The sequence below is a fragment of the Micromonospora sp. RV43 genome, assembly GCF_001029515.1.
Lineage (GTDB): Bacteria > Actinomycetota > Actinomycetes > Mycobacteriales > Micromonosporaceae > Micromonospora > Micromonospora aurantiaca.
Genome location: NZ_LEKG01000139.1, coordinates 1 through 20,919 on the forward strand (window position 1 = coordinate 1; position 20,919 = coordinate 20,919).

Below are 20,919 nucleotides of genomic sequence, written 5' to 3' on the forward strand. Positions count from 1 at the left end.
CGGTGGAGGGGCGGGGCGTTTCGGCGCGGCGCCGGGACGAGGCGCGTCATCGGCGTTGCGGTTGAGGGAGAACGACCAGCCCTCGAAGCTGCCGGCCGCCGGCTTGCGGTTGAGCACACCCTTGTCGCTGTACGTCCAGCTGCCGCCGTTCGGCGCGTGCCAGTACGACCAGTAGGCGCTCGCAGGCGGCGTGTCGACGCACTTCTCCGTCGCGGCCGAAGGCTTGCCGTCGATCCGGCAGATGAACCCCTCACCCCAGCGCAGGGTTCCGGTGATCGGGAAGCCCGCGTTCTTGAGCGCCGCGAGGCCGCTGGCCTGGGCGCCCGGCGCGCAGCGCACCACCGTTCCGCCGCCGAGTTCGTTGAAGTCCACCACGACTGTCACCCCGGAGGCGTCCGGGCAGTATCCGGCCGACCCGGCGGCCACCGCAGGACCGCCCGGCCCGATCGTGGTGCCCGCGGTGACCAGGGCGACGGCCAGCGCACCGCGGGCGGCGCGGAGGCTCATCCCGCCCGCCGTCGGCCGAGCACGAGCAGTGTCACTCCGCCACCGATCAGCAGCAGCGCGATCAGCAGGTAGCTGCCGATCGCCGCGCCGGTGGTCGGCAGCCCGCCCAGCCCTGACGCGGCCGGGGTCGTGATCGGCGGAGCGGCGGTGGTCGGCGCCGCGGTCGTGGGCGCGGGTGTCGCCGGAGGGCTGGTCACGCTCGGCGTCGGGCCGGCGGTGCCGGTCGGCGGAGGCGACGTGGTGAGCGTGGGAGACGCGGTGGGCGTGGCGGGCGCGGTGGGCGAGGCCGTGCCGGTCGGGGTGGGATTCGACGTGGGCGGCGGGTCGAGGCCGATCCGGCCCAGCGGAACCTGGGCCAGCCCGAGCAATGCCTGCGCGGTGGCCCGGCGCCACTGGTCCCGGTCGGTGTCGGTGATCCCGGCCGCGGCGGCAGTCGTGAACCCGTCGGTGTTGTAGGCGATCGCGCCCGCGTCGGCGGAGGCCGCCCCACCGTTGCCCGCGGTGAGCTGCAGCGCGGCCAGGGCCTTCGCCGCCCGGGCGGCCTCGTCGTCGCGGCCGGCGGCGGCGAGGGCCTGCCCGGCCAGGCCGGTGCTGTTGGAGTTCGCGCCGGTGGTCGGTCCGGATCCGCCGAAGGAGCCGTCGGTGTGCTGCTGGGTGACCAGCCAGTCGGCGCCCTTACGCGCGGCGTCGCCGGCGCCGGTGGCGCCGTCCTCGGCGGCGGCCAGCAACGCCTGCACGGCCATCGCTGTCGAGTCGACGTCGAGGGTGGCGCCGGGCTGGTCGTCGCAGGACGGCGAGGGTCCGTCGGCGGCGTCCGGGTAGAGCCGGAAGCCACCTGCCGCACACTGCTGCCGGATCAGGAAGTCCACAGTGTCCTGTGGCAGATCGCCGCTGCGGGCCAGGCCGAGCACGGCGAAGGACTGGTCGAAGGTGTTGCTGGCGTCCGGGCCGCTGTCGGCGGTGGTACGGCTGGTGATCCGCCCCCGCTGGTGCCCGGCGTCGGCCGTGGCGATCAGCGACAGCGTTTCCGCCCGCAGGTCGTAGCCGCCGAAGTCGGTGGGGTCCGCGTCGGCGGCGGCCGCGGCGTAGAGCAGCTTGGCGGTGGCCCCGCCGTCGGTGAAGCCCTCGATGCCCCAGTCGTCGTAGCTGTTGTAGGACCGTACGTGTCTCGCGACCTGCGCGGTTGCCGCCTGCCGGGTCGGCGCGTCGACGCCGGTGGCGGACAGCGCGACCAGGCCGTCGATGGTCAGCCCCCAGTCCTCGGGGGCGAACGGGCCGGGCAGCGAACCGTCGGTGAACTCGCCGGCCAGCCAGGACGCGGCCTCGCGGGCGGCTGTGACGTGGGCCGGGGCGGGTGCCGCGACAACGGCCGGCGGGGCGCCGGTGATCGCGGCGAGAGCCGTCACCGTGGCCATACCGAGGCCGGTGGTGAGACGCCGGGACAGGGGCATCAGGGGTGCCTTTCGCAGAGCGGTCGGTGAAACCTCCGGAAAGCACCCCGAGAAACGGACACCCCGCTCCGCCTGCTGCGGTGAGCGGGGTGGTCGGACCTCGGCGGCCCGGACTTCACCCTGTAGACCTCGACAGTTGAAGCCGCTCGTCCCGGGCGGGGCATTCCGGCTCGCGAAAGGGGACTCTCGCTCACGGTTGCGGGTCAGCGCCGGCTTCGAACCGGCTTCCCCCCGCGCGGGACGTATGCAGTTGTGTGCCCGGCGCACCGGGTGCCGACACCGTACCGCCCGGGCGCGCGACGACGCCAGAGCAGTTGCCGGCACCCGGTGCGCCGCCGGTCACACCTAGGGAGCGGCGATGCTCGGCGGGGCGCCGGCGCCGAAGGACCAGCCCTCGACACTGCCCGGCGCGGGGTTGTAGCCGGTCGCCCCCGACGTGCTGTAGGACCAGGAGCCGCCGCTGGACGCATGCCAGTACGACCAGTACGCCGTGGCCGGCGGGGTGTTGACGCACGGCTCCGTCGCGGCGGTGGGCTTGCCGTTGATCCGGCAGACGAAGGCCAGGCCCCAGCGGGCGGTGCCGGTCACTGTGAAGCCGGCGGCCTGGAGCGCGGCCAGGCCGGTGGCCGGATCGCCCGGCGCACAGGCGACCTGGACGCCGCCGCCGAGCGCGGCGAAGTCGACGACCACAGTGACTCCCGAGGTGCCCGCGCAGGCGGCGGCGTGCGCCGCCCGGGGCGCGGGTTCGACTGCGGTCAGCGCGACGCCGGCGACGACGGCGGCCAGCAGGCCGGCCAGCCAGGTGCGGACTGTGGAACGATGACGGAACACGGATCCTCCTGTGATCGGGCGAGCGGCGAAGGGGTTCACGGGCAGGCGAGCGCCGGTGCGCCGGGGTCGGCGCCGGCGGCGGACAGACGGGCGTACCCGATCCCGGTGAGACCGAGGACGGCCTGGGCGGTCGCCCGGGGTGCGGTGGCCGGGTCGAAGCCGCCGCCGTCGAAGTCGACAGCGCCCCTGTCGGCCGGCGCCCCGGCGCAGCCGACCTGGAGTCCGGCGAGGAATGCCCGGGCCCGCGCCCAGGCCGGCAGCCGGTGGCCGTCGCGCAGGGCCTGCGCGGCGAGGCCGGTGCTGTTGGCGTTCGGCGTGCCGCCCGCGTTGGCGAAGCCGCCGTCGGCACGCTGAACGGACACCAGCCAGCGCAGCCCGGCGGCGGCGTCGGCCGGACGGTCCGCGGCGCGCAGCGCCTGTGCCGCGAGCGCGGTGGCGTCCACGTCGGACGTGCAGACCGGTTGCGCGGGCAGCAGCGGGTAGCCGCCGTCCGGGCACCGGGTGCCGGCCAGCCAGGCGGCCGCCGCCGGTGGCGCTCCGCCCGCCGTACGGTCCAGCGCCAGCAGCGCGAAGGATTGGCTGAACGCGTTGCTGTAGTCGCCGTACGCGGACCGGTCGCTGAACCTGCCGGCCGGCGTCTGGAGCGAGCGCAGCCGGGCGATCAGGTCCACCCCGCCGACGCCGGCCGGGTCGCCGCCGCGCACCTGCACGGCGAGGGCGAGCTTGGCGGTCGCACCCGCGTACGCCTCGGAGACGCCGTCGCCGAGGTAGCCGTCGCGGATGTCCGGCCGGGTGACCCAGGCCAGCGCGTCGCCGCCGTGGTCGTCGGCGACGCCGGTGGCGGCGAAGGCGAACACGGCGTCGAGGGTCAGCCCCTGGTCGGGGTACGCGACACCGTCGAAGACCGCCTCGAAGCGTTCGCCGTCGACGAGTTGCCGGGCGAGCCAGCCGCCGGCGGCCTCCGGACGGGTGAGGGCGGCGCGCTCGGGGGCGGCGACGGCGGGTGTGGTGAGGGTGAGAGCAGCGAGTACGCCGCAGAGGAGCGCGAGCAGGCGGTGCCGGCTTCGGCGGACGACCATCGGAAGCGCCTTTCCGGCCCGGCGGTCGTCGAAAGCCCGGACGACCGCGGCAACGCCGCGTCGACCGGGACTCCGACCCGTGGGCCACGACGGGTGGGGAGCGGATGCACGCGTACGACGGGTATTCGGGCTCGCCGCCGCAGATCTCTCTGGGCGGCCTACCGTTGCGGGCCAGCGCCGGATTTCGACCGGTCTTCCCCCGCACGTACACGCGGTGGTTCAGTTGTCGCGACAGTCTGCTGTGGCCGGAGCGCCGATGTCAATGCGCCAGGATCCGGACACGTGCCGTGACGGCCGGCAGGACGCCCGGTGAAGACCGGGCGTCCTCGACCGCGTGGTCACTGTCAGCGGGGCCGGGAGCCGGTCATCGGCGGAACGGCCCGGTGACGCAGTAGGTGATGCCGCCGGAGGACGAGCCGGTCGTGCCGCGTTGCGACGAGAAGTACAGCCGGTCCCCCGCCGGGGTGAACGCCGGCCCGGTGATCTCCGAACCGCTCTGTCCGGTGATCCGCAGGAAGACCGAGATCTTGTCGTCGGGCGTGATCATGCAGATCTCCATGTTCCCGCCGTCCTCCGCGACGTACAGGTCACCGGCAGTGGACCCGGTGATGTTGTCGACCCCGGTCAGCGGAGGGGTGCCCGGACTGACCAGGTTGTCGTCGTAGGCGAGCTCGTACGTGCCGGCGGCCAGGTTGACCTGCCACACGCGGTTGTCGCCCTTCGTGGTGAACCAGACGGTGTCATCCGCGTAGTGACAGCCCTCGCCGCCGTTGAACGTCTTCGCGCCGGACACCTGCTGCCGGGTCGGGGTGGGCGAGCCGTCCGGGTCGGGCACCGTGGCCCAGGTGAACGTGCCGGAGGTCGCCGTACCGGCGCGGAAGACCTGGAGGGTTCCGGCGGAGAGGTCGCCCCAGGTGGTCGGCACGAACCGGTAGAACTTGCCGTCGGTCTCGTCCTCGGTCAGGTAGACGACCCGGCGGACCGGGTCGGCCGCGGCCGCCTCGTGCTTGAACCGGCCCAGCGCGGGACGCGCCACGGCGGTCCCGCCGAGGGGGTACGTCTCGAAGACCCGCCCCAGGGACACCTCCTCGCAGGAGAGCCAGGTGTTCCACGGCGTCTTCCCCCCGGCGCAGTTGTTGTTGGTGCCGGAGAGGATCCGCGACGCCCCGACCACGGCGCCGCTGGAGTTGAAGACGAGGCGTGAGGCACCGCCGCCCGCACCGGCTGACACCTCGGAGTTCGACACGTAGATCCAGCCGGTGCCGTTCGGGAACACGGCGCCACCGTCCGGAGCGTCGTGCCAGGTGTACGACGTCCCCGGCACCGTCCGACGGGATCGTGCGACGATCGAGCTGGTGAAGCCGGCCGGCAACTGGATGCCGTTGGCGTCGGCGGGCTGGAGCCCACCGTAGGGGCCCGCCGCGTTCTGCGCCGGGGCTCCGTACGCCGCCGACCACGCGGTGAACGGCAGCGCGACAGCGCCCGCACCGACGACAGTGGCCCGCAGCATTGCTCGACGATCCATGGAACCTCCTCGGTAGGTTCCCCAGATCTGACCGGGCGGAGCTTACGCACATCGATCTGTTGGATGAACGTCGATGGACGCCTCGGTGCGCGGCGTCGTGTCACCGGCCGTCTCGTCCGTCGCCTGCCGGTGACGGGAGCGACTCGCGGTCGGCCCCCGCCACCGTTCGCATGGCTGGTCAGCCCTTGCGCCACTTCTGGTTGGCCGTGCCCCCGCAGTCCCAGAGCTGGAGCCTCGCGCCGTCGTTGCCGTTCCAGTCCTTGATGTCGACGCACTTGCCGGCCTGGAGGTTGACCAGGTCTCCGGCCGCGTTCAGGGTGAACTGCTGGGCGCCGGTGCCGTTGCAGGTGTAGAGCTGCACCGCCGCCCCGTTCGCGGTGGACCCGGCGTCGACGTCCATGCACTTGTTGTTCTGGCTCTTGAGCGCCGTGCCGCTGAACGTCCACTTCTGCGCGTTGGTGTTGTTGCAGTTCCACATCTGCAACGGCGCGCGGTCGACGAAGTTGGAGCTCGGCACGTCGATGCACTTGTTGTTCCAGTTGCTGACCACTGGCACCCCGGTGGTCGGGGTGCTGCCGCCACCGCCGGTGAACGGGCTGAGGATCAGTCCGGCCGAACGGGGATCGCCGTCGTGCACCAGCGACTCGAATCCACCGACGTCGTCGAAGGCGAACGCGTACGCCCGGCCGTCGGTCATGTTGGCGTGGATCAGGCGTGCGTACTGGTTGGTGGGGTTGCTGCGGTAGAAGTCGGCGGCGTTCGTGCTGGGCTGGGTGTCGACGGTGCCGAGCGTGCCTCGGTTGAGGGCGGCGCAGAGCGTACGCGAGATCGGGCCGACCACCTGGTCGTTCGGCGCGGGCAGGTCGCCGTCACAGCCCCAGACGCTGGCCGAGGAGGGCCGGTTGAAGGAGGCGACCACCTGGCCGCTGCCGTTGGTGAAGGTCATGGTGTTGCCCGAGGTGCGGCCGTAGTACCGGATGGCCGGCTGGTCGGCGAAGGGCGCCACGGTCAGGGTCTTCGTGGTGTACGCGTTCCACGCGGACGCGATGTACGAGTCCAGGTACGTGGTGCTCAGCAGGCCGGCCCCGGCCGCCTTGCCCGGAGCCAGGACGCGTAGCACGGTCCCGTCGGAGCGGGTGTGGACGGTGCCGGCCCAGCCCGGCTGCGCCCGGATCCCGTCGATGACCGCGTTGCGTCCGTTGGCCACCACGTCGCCGGTGCGCTTGGTGACGCCGTTGGCGCCGGTCACGGTGACCGCGTGCGGGATCGCGAACATGTCGACCTGGGAGCTGTTGAGCCACAGCCCGGAGTCGTTGTAGGTGAACTCGCTCCAGTCGAAGAGGATGTCGCGGTTCGCGTCACCGGCCGCCCAGGGCGCGGGCTGCACCAGTCCGTCCGGGGTGAGGAAGAACTTGAGCTTCTGCCCGAGGGAGAAGTAGGCCCGGCCGGAGAAGCCGCGGGGGAACTGGATCGTGGTGCTGCCGCCGTTGCCGGGGCCCGGTATGGAGACGTCCGGCGCGGGTGACGGCGGGAGCTGCCCGCCGGTCCACGGCACGAAGGTGCCGCCGGAGGTGACGTAGCCGAGTCGGCCGGAGGACAGCTGGACGCCGATGACGTAGAGGTGGACCGGGTCGCTGCGGCCGGTGGTGTTGGTGACGGTGACCGGCAGCAACGCCGGTCCGACCGCCTGGGCGGGCGTGGCGACGACGGCGCCGGTGAGCCCGGCGAGCAGGGCGGACGCGGCGGCGAGCAGCCTTCTTCGGAGACGCATGGGGACACCTCGCGGGAGACGGGGGGACGGGAGAGCGCTCTCTCAGCAGGGTCCAATTGTTAATATTGTTTGTCAATAGGTGGTTGCCTATGGATCAGGGCCACGGCGAAGGTCACCGGTTGATTAAGATCCACTACGGAACAGTCGACTGTGGATTGGGTAGGTAGGTACATGAAACGCATGCTTTCGGCGCTGACGGCGCTGGTGACCGTCGCGGCGGGCCTGACTGTCGGCGCCCCCGCCGCCCAGGCGGCCGGCTCCTGCTCGGGGACCATCACCTACAGCCAGGTGCAGTCGTCCGGGCTCGGTGAACTGGTGATCTACTACAACAGCAGCAACGGGGGCACCAACAGCGCCTGCTTCTACCACCGCGGCGCGGCGTACGGGAGGTCGGCGCCGACCTTCGTGCAGATCTACCGCTGCGCGGAGCGGTCGGGCGAGGGCGCGCACTGCACCCGGTCGGGCGGCGCGGACACCAATTCCGGTGACTTCAGCTATTACGCCGGCCCGGTCGCCGTCACCGGTACGGCGAACTACTGCGTCGAGGCGGTCGGCTACATCGGATGGGCCGGTGAGCGCCACCAGATCTACAGCCGCCGCCAGGGCTGCTGAAACCGCTCCCCTTCCCCGGACCGGGGCCGGCGCACGATGAGCGCCGGCTCCCCGGCCGGGCCGGGTCAGACGGCCAGCGCGCGGCGGCACCTGGTGAGTTCCGCGCGCAGATCCCGGCGCAGGGCGCGGTCCAGGCCGGGCTGGGCGAGCGCCTGGGCGAAGTCGCGGGCCGCCTCGTCCCACCGGCCCAGCCGGGCCAGGGCCGTACCCCGGTTGTAGCGCGGCACGGGGGCCTCCGACAGCGCCACCGCCCGGTCCAGGTCGGCGAGCGCGGCGGCCACGTCGCCGCGCTCGAACCGGGTGGCGGCCCGGTTCGTCCACGCCTCCACCAGTTCGGGGTCCCCGTTCAGGGCCCGGGTGAGCAGTTCGTCGGCCTCGGCGGGCCGGCCGCGCTCGGCGAGGACCAGGCCCAGGGTGCACAGCAGCGCGGGCTCCTGCGGAGCGCCGGCCAGCCCGGCCCGCGCACCCGCCTCGGCGGCATCCAGCGCGCCGCGCTCCACGTGCAGGTTGACCAGGGCGATCCGGGCGTCGAGGTGCCCCGGTTCGATGGCGAGCACCCGCTCCAGGTCGGCGCGAGCCCGCTCGGGGCGGCCCCGCTCCTGCTGGAGCACGGCCCGGTTGTAGTACGCCTCGGGCAGATGCGGTCCCAGCCGGATGGCGGCGTCGTAGTCCCTGATCGCGGCTCGGGTCCGGCCCGCCGCCCGGTGGAGGGCGGCGCGGTCCACGTAGTACTCGCAGTTGTCGGGGTCGTGGGCGATCACGGTGTCCAGATCGGCCAGCGCCCGCGCCGGGTCGCCCAGCGCGAGGTGAACCTGCGCCCGGTTGTGGCGCAGCCGGGCCAGGTCCTGCGGGCGTTCGCCGGGGCCGAGCGCGGCCGTCAGCCGGGTCAGCCCGTCGTCGACGAGCCGCAGCGCGCGGTCGGGCCGGCCTGCCCGGCTGTCCAGCAGCGCCAGGCCCTGCTCGTAGAAGACCGTCGACAGCAGCCGCCGGCGTGGGTCGGCCAGTTCGGCGGCGAGGCGCAGCGCCACCTCCAGCCAGTGCCGGGCCAGCGCCGGGTCCTGGTCGGCCGGCGGCAGGTGCCGGGCGTGCAGCATGGCGGTGGCGTACGCCGCCGACATAGTGATCTTCGGGTCGTCGGTGACGGCCCGCGCCTCGTCGTAGAGGTCGAGCGCCTCGGCGGCCCGGTTCAGAGCCGCCAGGGCGGTGGCCAGGCCGGTGGTGAACGCCCACCAGTGCCGCAGGTCGCCGTCGGGGGTGACCGCCGCCCGCCCGCGCCGGGCGACCCGGGCCGCGTGGTGGTAGTAGCCGCGGGCCAGGCTGTCGCCCAGGGCCCGTCGCAGCGCCTGCGGGGTGCGCTCGTCGGGCGCCGGATCGGGGGCACCGTCGTCGCGCAGGTCGAGGCGCACCGGGGCCGGCCCGAGCCGGCGGGCCAGCGCGTCCAGCAGTTCGGCTGTCGTCTCGTCGGCGCCGGCGACGTGATCGAACCGGACGGTCACGGGCCGCCGGAGCGTGCCGGCCCAGGCCGCCACCAGCTCCGCCGCGCCATAGGCCAGGCAGGCGGTACGGCGGGCGGGGTGGAAGCGGATCGGCTCCTCCTCGGCGGCCGGCCGGGCCGCCGGGTCGAGCTGGGGGGCGATCGCGTGCAGTTCGACCGCGTGCCGGGCCGCCAGGCGGGGCCGGTCGGCGGCGACCCGGCCGAGGAAGGCCGAGACCCCGGCGTACGGCCCGTGGTCGCGGTGGCAGTCGTAGCGCTCCGCCCCGTCCGTCACCGCAGGGCCCACCGCCGCAGGGGCGGGCGCCCGGGAGCGCCCGCCGGGCCGGCAGTTACCAGCACCACTCGATCCACAGGCGGCGTGCGCCGGACACCAGGCGGAGTGCAGTCGTGCGACGGATGGTCATCGTCCTCATAGGAACCTCCGATGTGATGCACCTCAGGGCTGGCCCAGAGCGTAATGCCAGTCGATGGAAATAAGAAGGGTTCTCGCGATTCGCGGCGGGCTGATCGCACCGCCACGCCGAACGCCGCCGTCGCGGCGCCGGCCATTCCGCTGCCGAGCAGGCGTACGACGGTCAGCGCGACAGCATCCGGCGGACCCGGCGGCCCACCGCTTGCTTGACCTGGTCGCGCAGTGGCTGCGCGCGGCGTGCCGTGAGCTTCTGCTGCAGCGTCCGGTTCTCGTCCCGCAGCCATTGGATGCGCGTCAGCAGTTCCTCGGCCGTGTAGGCGGAGGCCGGCCGGACCGCCGGCGGGTAGACGGTTCGGCGGACCTGCTCGTCGAAGCGGGTGGCGCTGTCCCCGTCGGCGAACGACAGGCCGAGGTCGTGCTTGGCGAGGAACGCGGTGATCCGCGCGAAGCGCTCCTTGTGGCCCTCGTTCAGGGCCGTGTAGTCGGCTTCCTCGTAGAGTCGGGCGGCGTCGACGTCGGCCGGCACGTCGCGCATCAACCGGTGCGGGATGTCGAAGTAGCGGGCCAGTTCCAGGGTGCGCGAGTCGTGTGCGAGGAGATACCCGGGAGTGCCGGAGATCAGCGCCGTGATGGTGCCGTGGATCCGGGTGCCGAAGGCGAAGTCGAATCCGGAGAGATACTCCATCCAGGGCCACGGGTCCATGAACATCCGCACCTTGTCCTCGACGAAGAGCGGGTGTGAGGTGTGGATCGGCATGTCGTCGGTCTTGCCGCGCAACTTCGGTGCGTCGCCGTAGAGCAGGGTGCCGAGGGTGTACAGGCCCTGCGCCACGTAGCGCAGATTCGGGTAGCGCTGGTGGTGGTGCTGGACGATCGGGGCCAACGCGCGGACGTACGGCGAGATGACGAACGCGAGCCGATCCTCGGTGTCCAGGGTGGCCTTCGCCTTCTCGACCCGGAGGCTGTCGCCGTGCAGGAACATCGACGGACAGCCGATCTGCTCGACGGCGGAGAAGCCCAGCGTCCGCAGGTAGTTCTCGCTGATCTCGCCGCGTACGCCGATGCTGTGCGATCGGTCCAGCACCGCCCGGCAGAACGCCTTCACCGGCTCGTCGATCGGACGCAGGTACTCCCGGTCGCCGTCCACGTCGGTCTGCGCCCCGACCCCGAGCACCACCACCGGGATCTTGAGCCGCTCGATCAGCCGGGTCATCGACGTCAACCGGTTCACGTAGTCGTGTCGGAACGCGTTCGCCAGCGGGATCACGAAGACGTCGTACTTCTCGTTGATCTCGTCGGCATCGCGCGGGTCCGTCCGGAACCGCGACGGGGTGATCTCCGCCGTCGAGGTGGACAGCAGCTTGTGCGCGGCGTGGCTGAAGACCAGGTTGCCGCTGTTCTTGCCGATCCAGTCCCGCTCGTAGGTCTCCTCGGCGGTGACGACGTCGAACGGGCCCTTGCGGGCTCGCAGCAGGATCCGCTGGTGCATCCGGGGTGTCCACCCTTCGTCCCGGACGCCACGGCGCCCGGCGAGGCCGAAGCGGCGCGACCGGCCGGGCACGGCCCCGTTCCGTGCAGGAACCGAAATCCTACGCCCTGACACGGAGAGGTGCCGTCAGACCTACACCGGGTCGGGTCAGGCGGCGTGGACCGCTGTGGTGTCCGCTGCGGGCCGGCCGTAGCGGCGACGCAGTCGGGCCTCGGCGCGGGGGTTGCGATTGGCGAGGTTCAGGTCGCCGCCGTAGTGCGCCAGAACCCGTGGGTTCATCACCCGGTACCACAGCGGCGGAACGAGAGCCAGCATCACCATCGAGGCGTAGCCTCCGGGCAGTCGCGGCGAGACGTCGAAGCTGCGCAGCGTCTGGTAGCGGCGCAGCGGGTTGGCGTGGTGGTCGCTGTGGCGTTGTAGCTGGAAGAGGAACACGTTGGTGACGATGCGGTCGCTGTTCCAGCTGTGCCGTGGGTCGACCTTCTCGAAGCGGCCGGTGGCGGTGCGCCGACGGCACAATCCGTAGTGCTCGAGGTAGTTGACCGCTTCCAGCAGCGAGAAGCCGACGATCGCCTGCAGGAACAGGAAGGGCACGAGCCGCCACCCGAACACAGCGATCAGCAGGGCGAAGAGCACGACGGTCATGAGCCCGGCGTTGAGCAGGTTGTTACGCAGCGTCCACGGGCTCCTGTGCCGCAGCCGGAAGCGGCCGATCTCCAGCCGCCACGCCGAGATGAGGCTGCCCCAGACCGTACGCGGCCAGAACGAGTAGAAGCTCTCCCCCAGCCTGGCGCTGGCCGGGTCCTCCGGTGTGGCGACACGGACATGGTGCCCGCGGTTGTGCTCGACGTAGAAGTGGCCGTACCCGGTGGGCGCGAGGGCGATCTTCGACAACCACCGCTCGACCGTTTCGCGCTTGTGGCCGAGCTCGTGTGCGGTGTTGATGGCCAGTCCGTTGACGATCCCGATGGTGGCGACCAGGCCGGCGGCACCGGCGGCACCGAGGCCGCCACGCGTCCAGACCCATGCTCCGAGCAGCAGGGCGGCGTACTGCACCGGCAGGAACAGGAACGTGATCCGGCGGTAGTAACGGACCTCCTGCAACCGCCGGGCGATGTCGTCGGGCGGGTTCTCTCCGTCGTCACCGAGCAGCACGTCGATGATCGGGATGAGTCCGAAGACCACCGCCGGGGTGAGCCACCAGGCAGCGGGTCCGGCGCCGGCCTGCCACAACGCGTACGCCAGAAACGGCAGCACCGGCACGAGGAGAGCCAGTGGCCACAGGTGCTTCTTGCCGTCACGCCAACCGGCGGCTGGAGCATCGATCGAGGTCTGCATGTACCGCCTCCGGAGTGTCGAGCGCTGCGTCGACTGTCACACGGACAACCACGCTTGACAATATCCGGCTCTGCGTCAATTGAGTAGACACGCAAGGCATGTGTGTCTACTCGATAGACTCGGCGCACCATGGCCGCCTCTCCGCCTTATCGCCACACCGCGCGCCGGCACCTGCGTGACACGGTCATCACGGCCGGCCGCGACCTGGCGATCGACCGCGGCTGGGACGCGGTACGAATGGCCGACGTGGCGGCCCGCGTGGGCGTGAGCAGGCAGACGCTCTACAACGAGTTCACCAACAAGGCCGGACTGGGCGAAGCCATCGCACACCGCGAGATCGACCGGTTCATGGACGGTGTGCGGGAGGCGTTGTCCGCCCACGGCGGCGACGTGCGAGCCGCCGTCCATGCCGCAGTCACGTTCGTGTTGACGCAGGCCGGCACCGACCCGCTGGTCAAAGCCGTCCTCAACAGTGCCCGGGGCACCGACGCCCTGCTCCCCTACCTGACCACCCGCGCCGACCTGGCCCTGGCCGCCGCCGTCACGGTGCTGAGGGAGTGGGCGGACACGCACCTGCCCCGGGTGCCGCCCGATGACGTCACCGTCGGCGCCGAATCCCTCGCACGACTGGTCGTCAGCCACATCGTGCTGCCGACGGCGCCCGTCGACAACACCGCCGACACCCTCGCCGAACTGGCACAACGCTTCCTGGACCCGCCGCGCGCGTGAACGAGCGCATCAGCTGGGATGCGGGCGTCGGCCGGGTGCGTACAGCGGCGGACGACCGGACGTGCCCGAGGGCCTCCTCGGCCGAGTCCGGCCGCCACGGCGGGGCGGCGGTCGCCACCCCGCCCGGACGCGACTCGCCCCCTTCAGGTCACCGGGCCCGCCGGTCGATCGGCGCCGAAGTACTCGGGCCGGCTCACCCAGGCCTCACTGACGAACATGACGCCGGGCCGGTGGGCCAGGATGTCGCGCAGGCCGACGACGACCGGCTCGGCCCGCTCGAGCGGCAGCACGGCGATCACCATGACGAGTCCGGCCCGGTCGTTGAAGAGCAGCCGGCCCTCGTGGGTGCCGTGGTGGCCGAAGCCGGAGACCCCGCTGAGGCTGGTCCAACCGCTCACGCCGGAGGCGTGCAGCAGCGTCCGGACGGCGTCGACGTCGTCGGCGCGGGTCACGACCTCCACCTTGACCATGCGCGTCAGTCCGAGCTCGTTCATACGCTGTACTCCTTCTCTGGGCCGAGGGCCGGGAGCGGCGTGGTGCGCCGGGATCCGCCCGGGTCACTCCATTCGCCGGTACGGGGGTCGATGACGGTCAGGGACATCCAGCCGCCGTCGATCAGCTGGCGCAGGGCCGGGTTGCGGCCGAGCACGGTGTCGACGAGGTGGTGCGGGGCGTGGACCACGGCGAGCAGCCGCAGCGGGTCGTGCGCCGGCCGTGTCCCGTCGTCGACGGACTGCAGCGGCAGCCCGACACGCAGGTCGCCACCGGATCCGGAGAGGACGCCGAGCGCGTCGCCGAGGACGGTGTGCACGGTCTTGGTGCCGGCACCGAGGCGGTGCGGATCCACCGTGGAGAAGTAGTACTGGAGGTTGATCCAGGACGCCACGACGAGCGGGCCCGTCATGATCGTCTCCAGCGCGACCGCGTCCGGATCCGCGGTCCAGTCGTAGGAGTGCAGGAACGTGCGGCAGCCGAGATCGCGCCCGGCGCTCAGCTCGCGCGGCGCGGCGATGAACGCGGCGTTGCCGGCCAGCGCCCACTCCGGCCGCACCTGGGCCCAGTCCGAGGCGCGGCCGGGCAGGTGGCGGGAGCCCGGCCGGCCGGGCAGCCGGGTGGCCCGTTCCGCGCGCAGACCCGCTCCCGCCTCGGCGAGCCGGCGCGTCAGGTCGTCGACGTGCGGGCGCAGCCGGACGGGGACGGTGTCGACATCGAACAGGCGCACCTCGTCAGTGACGGTGTCGTGCTCGCCGGCCAGGACGTGGGTGTCGGCGGGCAGGTGGATCCCCCGGGCGACCAGCGCCTCGCGGATCTCGGGCCGGTTGAGCAGCGCGGCGACCAGCCGGGCGCTGACCCCGCCCCGGTTGCCGCCGCAGGCGCCGCAGTCGAGCGCGGCCGCGTAGGGGTTGTTGGTGCTGGTGGCCCCGTGCCCGCAGAGCAGCACCAGCGGGGCGAAGCCGGTCGTCAGCCCGACGGTGCGCAGCGTCGCCTCCGCGTAGTAGACCTGCTCGTCGAGGGTCAGGGCGGCGGCGAGGTCGGCCACCGTCGGCGCGGTGTCGTCGGCGGGTGGCGCGAACCGGCCCGGCGCCACGGCGCGCACCGCCAGGGCGGCGGTGGCGAGCACGCCGGCGACCTCCACGAAGGCGAACGCGCCGACCGGGTCGGCCTTGGCCGAGGCGAACGCCCGGCGCCACGCCTGCCGGGCCCGCCGGCGGCGTACCCGCGTGGCGTCGGCGGTCTCCCCGACGGTGGCCACCGGTCGCATGAGCACCGGGCAGCGGTCCCGGCCCCGGGCGGCATCGGCCGCCACGGTGCGCACGGGTAGGCCGAAGAAGCCGGCGAAGCCGTAGGTGTCCACCGGCCCGGCCGCCTCCAGGTGCCGGCGCAGGCCCTCGCTGCGCACGTCGATGCAGAACACCGCCTGGGCGAGCGAAGTGACGCGGGCGGCGCGGCGTGGGCGCGGCCGCGCCCCGTGGTCCAGCCGGTTCCGCAGCCGACGCCGGTATGCGTGCTCCGCGGCGGCGAGCCACACCTCGGCCTGCCGCGCCGGGGACAGCTCGGCCACCACGTCGCGCACCACCGCCACCGTCTCCTCGGGCAGCAGCGCCAGGGCCGGCGCGTCGACGCCGAGCGCCGCGACCAGCCGGGCGAGAGCCGCCGGCTCGTCCGTCCCCGGCGCACCGGCGGCCGGTACGGTCCCCGCCGTCCCGGCGGTGGGCGTCGACACGGCGGTCGACGTCGCGGCGGTGGGGGTCGTCGCGGCGGTCACCGCTTGGAGCGTCGGCGGGACGCCGAGGTGGCGGTGGGTGGCGGTGCCGGCCAGCGCCAGCTCGTAGCTGAGCCGGACCGCGAGCAGGTCCAGCGGGGTCAGGTCCGGTCGCTCACCGGGACGCGTCTGAGACCAGCGGGCGTAGCCGGCCCAGCCCGGCAACCGGAGCAGGGACCGGGTGAGATACGCCGGCCAGGCCGCCGGCGCCACGCCGAGGGCGCGCAGGAGCAGGGCGACTGCCCGCTCGGGCTCGGCGGGCAGCGCGGCGACGAGTGCCCGCAGGCCGCTGACGCCCGCACGGTCGACGCCGGCCACCCGCCGCCAGCGCGCCCAGCAGCTCTCGTCGGCCGGGCCGGGAACCGGCCAGCGGGCGGCCGGACGGCCGCAGTGCGCCGCGCACCAGCCGGCCACCAGCTCGTCGACGTCGGCGCCGATCCGGGTACCCATGACCCGGTCGAGCAACTCGGCCAGGGTGAGCGGGTCCGGGTCGGCCTCGACGGCGGGCCGGGTCACCGCGAGCCGGCGCCGCGCCACGGTGAGCAGGTCGGGTGGCGGGGGCGGTCCGTCGTGCACCGGGTGGGCCAGTGCAGCGACCTGGAGGTCCGCGGCCGTGATCGACCGTCCGCCGAGCGTGACCGGCGCCGAGGCCGCCGGGGGGAGCACCGCGGTCAGGTCGGCCGGCTCGATCTCGCCGTCGCGCAGCCGCCGCCGGTACTCGTCGGCCGGCAGGTGGGTCCGCGCGCCGCCGAGCGCCCGCAGCTCGGCAGTGGCCCGCGCGAACGGCACCCGCTCCCGGCCGGCGAGCGGGTTGACCGCCACGAGCGTGTCCAGCGGCCAGACCGCGGCGACGTGGTCACCGGCAGCGGCCAGCGCGGCGACGACCCGGGCGGCGTCCGACCGGTCGGACGCGTCGCGGCGGCGTACGGCGGTCACGGCCCAGGCGGCCGGCTCCCCCGCCGCCACGCCGGCGGAGCGGCGCCACCACGCGCCGGCGCCGTCACGCCAGGCCCACCACCACAGCGCGGCGCCGTGCCGGCGCACCAGGAACGCGCCGGCGACGGCCACCAGGGCCAGCGTGACCGCCGCGACGCCCACCCCGGCGTCCGTCACCGAGGTCGGCAGCCCCAGCCACCGGGCGACGGCCCGACCGGCGACCAGGTAGCCGCCGGCCAGCGCGCCCGCCGCGAGGGTGATCGCGACGGCGGTCCGCGCCGGCACCTCGCGGTCCGCGAGCGCCGACCGCACCGCGGTCAGCGCGGCCGCACCGGCCAGGACGGCGCTGAGCAGGCCGCTCGGGCTGGCGCCGAGCGACAGCTCGGTGAGCGCCACGGCGGCGAGCACCGCCGCGCCGGCCAGCGCCACGGTCCGGGTCCGGGGCGGGCCGACCGGGCGGGGCGCGGCCGCGGTCCGCGCCTGGGCCTGGAGCGCGCCGCCGGCGGACAGGAACGCGTACGCCTTGTAGACCGCGTGCCCGACCAGGTGCACGGCGGCCAGGCCGAACGCGCCGAGCCCGCACTGGGCGAGCATGAAGCCCATCTGCGCGACAGTGGACCGGGCGAGGGTGCCCTTGACGTCGGTGCGCACCGCGGCGAACACCGTCCCGGACACCGCGGTCACGAGGCCGGTCAGCACCATCGCCGGCATCACGCCGGGTGCGGCGACCACCACCGGCGCCAGTGTGATCATCAGGAAGCCGGCGACGTTGACCATGCCTGCGTGCAGGAAGGCGGAGACCGGGGTCGGGGCGTCCAGGGTGTACGGCAGCCAGCGGTGCGCCGGCACCTGGGCCGATCGCACCGCGCCGGCCACCAGCAGCAGCCCGCCGACGGCGGCCAGGAGCCAGCCGGGCCGGTCGCCGGCGGCCGCCCGGACCGCGTCCAGGTCGGCGTCGCCCGTCGGCGCGACCAGCAGCGCCAGGCCGGCGACCAGGGCCACGTCGCCGACGAGGAACACCGCCCGGGTACGGCGCACCGCCGTCCGTACCCGGGGCTGCTCCCGGTAGTAGCCGATGAGCCCGATGAGCAGGTGCCCGGCCGCGATCCAGCCGACGGCCAGTTGCACGAGGCTGGGCGCGGTGGTCATCACCAGGGTCGCCGTGGTGGCCGCCGCGATCCGGGCCTGCAGGGCGCGGGCGCCCGGCTCGCCGTCGAGATAGCGGCGCGCGTAGCCGGCGACGACGGCGGCGAGCCCGCAGACGAGGAGCGCGAACAGCGCGGTGAACCGGTCGAGCCGGATCCCCACGGAGAACGCCGGCCCGGGTGGGTCGAGCCGGAGCAGGAGCGCCGGGACCACCGGGTCGTACGCGACCCGGGCCAGCAGCGCGGCGGCCGCGGCGGCGGTGAGAGCGAGCAGCGCCCCCACCACCCGGGCGGCTCGACGGGGATCGGGTACCGCCAGCGCGCACAGCGCCGCCGATGCGGGCCCGGCCAGGACTCCCAGAACCAGTGCGACGGACATCGTCACCTCCTCAGACATGCGCACTGTATTACACGATTCGTAATTCGTGTATCGTGAGACGCACGACAGTGGCTCGGCACGAGGAGGAGCGATGGACGCGACCGGATCCCCGTCGCAGGTGTGGCAGACCAGCCCGAGCTTCGCCCTCGCCCGGCTACGCGCCGGGCACCACCGGTTCCGGGCCGGCGGCCTTCCCGTCCCGTCGGCCGGCGCGACACCGGTGGCCGCGGTCCTGTCGTGCGCCGACCCGCAGCCCGAGGCCGTGACCGTGTTCGGCGGCGTCGACGTCTACGCGGTCCGCACCGCCGGCCTGCAGGTCGGCCCGGCCGCGCTGGGCAGTCTGGAGTACGCGGTCGCGTGCCTCGGCGCACCCCTGCTGGTCGTGCTGGGCCACGCCTCCTGCTCCCTGCCGGGCGGCAGCGGGCCGGACCGGGTACGCGCCACGCTCACCGCCCTGCGCCGCCGGTCCCCCCTGCTCGACCAGGCCGTCCGCTCCGGCCGCTGCGGCATCCACGGCATGATCTGGCACGACGCGGACCGCCTCCTCAACGAGGTGCGGCCCGTGCTGCCACCGCCGGCCCGGCGGGCCTGCCGCCTGCGGCCACCGAACAACGCGTCGATGCGGTCGCACTGAGTGGGGCGACGCCTCATCAGGGGTTGCACACCGGGCACGCACCGGGGTCCGCGGCGCCGCCCACGGGCCGGCGCGAGCGGTACGCGCACCTGCCGCATCCCGAGACCAGCAGCGCGTGGTGGGCGGTGGGCGTGCCGCAGTCGCGGCAGGGCAGTCCCGGCTCGGTGCCGACCAGGCCGAATCCCGGCGCCGCACAGGCGGGACAGGGTGTGGCGAGACGCCGGGCCAACCGGTCGGCGGCGGCGGCGATGACCCGCATCCGGGTCGGATTGACGTGGGCCCGCAGGTCCGCGCCGAGCACGGCGGTGCCGTCGGCGGAGTCGAGGGCGGCCCGCCGGACGGCGACGAGGACGTCGGCGAGCCGGCGGAGTCCCTTGACCGGCCGACCGGGCCCGGCCGCGGGCCGGACGACGACCGCGTGGTGCGGGAACCCGGCCCGGCGCAGGAACGCGAGCACGGCGCCGCGGTCCCGACCGTCGGTGACCACCTGGCCGTGGTTGGTCTCGACGCTCAGAGCGCTCTCCACCAGGGTCAGACCCGACCGGTCGTCGACGAGCGCCACGTACTCCACGTCGGCAGGAGTCCAGGGAGCCGCCGGGTGCGGGCCGAACGCCCCTTCGCCGGCCAGCCCGACCACGGACCCGGTCGCGGCCATCCCGAGCCGGGCCTTGCGCACCACGGTCTCCCGCGCCGAGCCGACCCGCCGCACCTCGCCGGTGAACGTACCGAGCGCGTCGGTGTCCACCGGCGCCACCCGCACACTCATCCCGAGCCGTCGTCGCAGCAGCGGACGCAGCGCCCACTGTTTGCCGTGCATGGTGGCCAGGCAGGCCACCACGCCATGGAACGGTGACGCCTCCACACCACCGATCCTACCCGAGATAAGAAGTAGGATTCCGGAATTCGGTTACGTATCGGAGTGGTCGCCCGGGCTGTGGTGTCATCGTGGTGACGTAGCGGTACCGGTCGCCGGCGGCGCCCGGGTGGTCGAGGTCGATCGGGATCCACTGGGCGTCGGCCGCCCCGCAGGTCCGGTAAAGGCCGGCGTAGCAGCCGCCGTTGTTGCAGTCCGGAGTGCCGGCGTCGGATCCTCGGCCCGCACCGCGCGGCGGCGGTGACGATGCCGATCCGGGTCCGGCCGGGGCCACCGGCCAGCCGCATGAGAATCAGGTGATCCTGCGCGACCAGGGGCCGGTCCGACATCCGCTCATGTCCGGTCCTCGTAGCGCTTCCCCGCCCGGTGCGGACGCCTTGACCGCTGGCGTTCTCGCCCTCGCCGCCTGCGGCGCCGCGCCGCGGGTATCGGCCGCTCGGCGTGGTCAGAGGCCGGCGGCGGCGTCGTACCGGCGCCGCAGGTCGGCCATCTCCGACGGGGGCAACGCCTCCCTGAGTGCCAGGACCTCGTACTTGTCGGGGAACATCTCCCGTAGCCGGTCGACGAACCTGACGTCGGCGGTCGCCTCGACCACCTTGATGCCGGGAGGTCGGGTGGTCATGTCCATGATCACCGGGCCGACGAGTTTGACCGCCCCGTCCCAGTGGCGCTTCTGTTCGGCGACGCCGCAGAGGTGGAAGCCGTAGACCGTCCGGACGTCGGCCAGGGTGGCGGCCCCGGTGGGCTCGTGGCCGTAGACATGGACTCCGCAGACGACCGCCGGCGCGGCCTGCTCTCCGGCCGGCACCCGCGGGGCGGTGTGCCCGGCGTGCTGGTGATGTCCCGGGTCCGCCTGCTCGAGGGTCGTACGCATCCGGGCCAGGATCTGCCGGCGGAGATCTGCCGGGTCCGCCCTCGGGGTGGTCGAGGTGACCACGGCGGCCACACCGATCGACGCGGCCAGCAGGCACACCTCGATCCACACGACGGGGCTCCGGTACCAGCCGCCGACGCCTACCCGGGTAGCCATGATCGTTCTTCACCTCGTCGCGGTTCCTGATGGTGGCGGAGGGCACCGACGGTGGGGTGGCGCGTGCCGCGCCACCCCACCGCAGATGCTGTTACCGAGCGGTGCAGGTGAGGGTGGGTGTGGAGTTGGTGCCGTTCCAGGAGGCGTTGAAGCCGAAGCTGGTGGAGCCGTTGGCGCTCAGGGAACCGTTGTAACCGACGTTCGACGCGGTGACCGACGAACCGCTCGAGGTGACCGTCGCGTTCCAGGCGTTGGTGATGCTCTGGCCGTTGGGCCAGGTCCATGCCACCGTCCATCCGGAGATGGCGGCGTTGCCCGCCCGGACGGTGACCTCGGCGCCGAATCCACCGGACCACTCGCTGGTCTTGCGGTAGGTGGCGGTGCAGGCACCGTTTCCGGCCGGCGGCGGCGTGGTGGGC

The 20,919-nt window shown here is 73.7% G+C and carries 16 protein-coding genes, 1 pseudogene and 2 riboswitches; of the genes and pseudogenes, 3 read left to right on the forward strand and 14 right to left on the reverse strand.

Annotation, left to right across the window (positions count from 1 at the left end; translation table 11 throughout):
- The 6 genes and pseudogenes from ABD52_RS27100 to ABD52_RS27125 form a co-directional block, all read right to left on the reverse strand.
- Positions 1–507: pseudogene (locus ABD52_RS27100) on the reverse strand (hypothetical protein); the annotation flags it as partial.
- Positions 504–1,958, reverse strand: coding sequence for a prenyltransferase/squalene oxidase repeat-containing protein (locus ABD52_RS27105; protein WP_047893649.1), 1,455 nt, complete (start codon positions 1,956–1,958; stop codon positions 504–506). The pseudogene ABD52_RS27100 and the gene ABD52_RS27105, both read right to left, overlap by 4 nt.
- Before the next feature lie 158 nt (positions 1,959–2,116).
- Positions 2,117–2,189, reverse strand: a riboswitch (cobalamin riboswitch).
- A gap of 114 nt (positions 2,190–2,303) precedes the next feature.
- Positions 2,304–2,789, reverse strand: coding sequence for a hypothetical protein (locus ABD52_RS27110; RefSeq protein WP_030268182.1), 486 nt, complete (start codon positions 2,787–2,789; stop codon positions 2,304–2,306).
- A 35-nt stretch (positions 2,790–2,824) separates the two neighbouring features.
- Positions 2,825–3,868: a peptidase gene (locus ABD52_RS27115; protein WP_047893650.1), complete on the reverse strand. Its 1,044-nt coding sequence runs from the start codon at positions 3,866–3,868 to the stop codon at positions 2,825–2,827.
- A gap of 98 nt (positions 3,869–3,966) precedes the next feature.
- Positions 3,967–4,103, reverse strand: a riboswitch (cobalamin riboswitch).
- 129 nt (positions 4,104–4,232) lie between these two features.
- Positions 4,233–5,393: an alkaline phosphatase PhoX gene (locus ABD52_RS27120; RefSeq protein WP_013287084.1), complete on the reverse strand. Its 1,161-nt coding sequence runs from the start codon at positions 5,391–5,393 to the stop codon at positions 4,233–4,235.
- A 178-nt stretch (positions 5,394–5,571) separates the two neighbouring features.
- On the reverse strand, positions 5,572–7,164 hold the full coding sequence (locus tag ABD52_RS27125; protein ID WP_047893651.1) for a beta-1,3-glucanase family protein: 1,593 nt from the start codon (positions 7,162–7,164) through the stop codon (positions 5,572–5,574).
- 171 nt (positions 7,165–7,335) lie between these two features.
- Between ABD52_RS27125 and ABD52_RS27130 the strand changes: the two genes are divergently transcribed.
- Positions 7,336–7,776: a hypothetical protein gene (locus ABD52_RS27130; protein WP_013287086.1), complete on the forward strand. Its 441-nt coding sequence runs from the start codon at positions 7,336–7,338 to the stop codon at positions 7,774–7,776.
- A gap of 65 nt (positions 7,777–7,841) precedes the next feature.
- On the opposite strand, the gene ABD52_RS27135 is transcribed toward ABD52_RS27130, so the two are convergent.
- The 3 genes from ABD52_RS27135 to ABD52_RS27145 form a co-directional block, all read right to left on the reverse strand.
- Positions 7,842–9,545 (reverse strand): tetratricopeptide repeat protein, encoded by a 1,704-nt coding sequence (locus ABD52_RS27135; protein WP_047893652.1) that lies wholly within the window; start codon positions 9,543–9,545, stop codon positions 7,842–7,844.
- A 301-nt stretch (positions 9,546–9,846) separates the two neighbouring features.
- Entirely contained in the window at positions 9,847–11,172 is a 1,326-nt protein-coding gene (locus ABD52_RS27140; protein ID WP_013476263.1) for a polysaccharide pyruvyl transferase family protein, read from the reverse strand.
- A gap of 147 nt (positions 11,173–11,319) precedes the next feature.
- Positions 11,320–12,510, reverse strand: coding sequence for an alkane 1-monooxygenase (locus ABD52_RS27145; protein WP_047893653.1), 1,191 nt, complete (start codon positions 12,508–12,510; stop codon positions 11,320–11,322).
- Between the two features lie 129 nt (positions 12,511–12,639).
- Between ABD52_RS27145 and ABD52_RS27150 the strand changes: the two genes are divergently transcribed.
- Positions 12,640–13,239, forward strand: coding sequence for a TetR/AcrR family transcriptional regulator (locus tag ABD52_RS27150; protein WP_047893654.1), 600 nt, complete (start codon positions 12,640–12,642; stop codon positions 13,237–13,239).
- 143 nt (positions 13,240–13,382) lie between these two features.
- Here the strand turns inward: ABD52_RS27150 and ABD52_RS27155 are convergent, their stop codons facing one another.
- Both ABD52_RS27155 and ABD52_RS27160 read right to left on the reverse strand, forming a co-directional pair.
- The gene (locus ABD52_RS27155) at positions 13,383–13,733 is read right to left on the reverse strand and encodes a DUF190 domain-containing protein (protein ID WP_030268168.1); all 351 of its coding nucleotides are present in this window, start codon (positions 13,731–13,733) and stop codon (positions 13,383–13,385) included.
- Positions 13,730–17,962 carry a putative inorganic carbon transporter subunit DabA gene (locus ABD52_RS27160; protein ID WP_047893655.1) on the reverse strand — a complete coding sequence of 1,411 codons (4,233 nt, stop codon included), beginning with the start codon at positions 17,960–17,962 and terminating at the stop codon, positions 13,730–13,732. Before ABD52_RS27160 ends, ABD52_RS27155 begins: the two co-directional genes overlap by 4 nt.
- Before the next feature lie 91 nt (positions 17,963–18,053).
- Between ABD52_RS27160 and ABD52_RS27165 the strand changes: the two genes are divergently transcribed.
- Entirely contained in the window at positions 18,054–18,596 is a 543-nt protein-coding gene (locus ABD52_RS27165) for a carbonic anhydrase (RefSeq protein WP_047893656.1), read from the forward strand.
- 16 nt (positions 18,597–18,612) lie between these two features.
- On the opposite strand, the gene ABD52_RS27170 is transcribed toward ABD52_RS27165, so the two are convergent.
- The 3 genes from ABD52_RS27170 to ABD52_RS27180 all read right to left on the reverse strand — a co-directional run.
- A complete protein-coding gene (locus ABD52_RS27170; protein WP_047893657.1) occupies positions 18,613–19,458 on the reverse strand; it encodes a DUF6671 family protein in 846 nt (281 codons plus the stop codon).
- Between the two features lie 457 nt (positions 19,459–19,915).
- Entirely contained in the window at positions 19,916–20,500 is a 585-nt protein-coding gene (locus ABD52_RS27175; protein ID WP_047893658.1) for a hypothetical protein, read from the reverse strand.
- Between the two features lie 91 nt (positions 20,501–20,591).
- On the reverse strand, positions 20,592–20,919 hold a 328-nt coding region (locus tag ABD52_RS27180), incomplete at its 5' end, for a cellulose binding domain-containing protein (protein ID WP_047893659.1).